At 67.7% G+C, this 409-nt stretch carries 1 protein-coding gene; it reads right to left on the bottom strand.

The window, feature by feature from the left end; translation table 11 throughout:
* Positions 1 to 34 precede the first annotated feature (34 nt).
* Positions 35 to 409, bottom strand: a 375-nt coding sequence (locus EN994_RS35130; protein ID WP_206530599.1) for a CbtA family protein, incomplete at its 5' end; no start/stop codon positions are given.

Raw genomic sequence — 409 nt, 5'->3', positions numbered from 1 at the left:
CCCACCGCCGATGAGAAAGGTCAGTGTCTTGCGATCAGGCAAAGCTGTCGCGCAGGCTGGTCGCGGTGCCGGTGAAGCGACCGCGCACCACACCGACGACCGCTCCGAGCACCAGCCAGAACACCAGATTGGTCACGGTCACCGCCACCACGAACTGGTGATGCAGCCCTTCCGGAATCGCCGTCTCGTAACTGTCGGGCTGCGGTGCCCCGACAACATGCGGTGCGACGATCAAAAGGACGGCAAGGATCGCCAGCGGCAGCGACTTGCGGAACGCGATCAGGCCGAGACCGGCAGCGGTTGCCGCCACCGTTGCCCACCACCAGATCTGGCGCTGGGTGAGATCGGCGGCCGGCATGGCCGGCAGTTCCGGCGGCAGGCCGAGGCCCGGCGCCAGCGTGAACACGGC

The organism is Mesorhizobium sp. M7A.F.Ca.CA.002.09.1.1 (genome assembly GCF_003998555.1).
Classification (GTDB): domain Bacteria; phylum Pseudomonadota; class Alphaproteobacteria; order Rhizobiales; family Rhizobiaceae; genus Mesorhizobium; species Mesorhizobium ciceri.
Note: the sequence above shows the minus strand (reverse complement) of the source record. Positions and strands in the feature narration are given on the sequence as shown.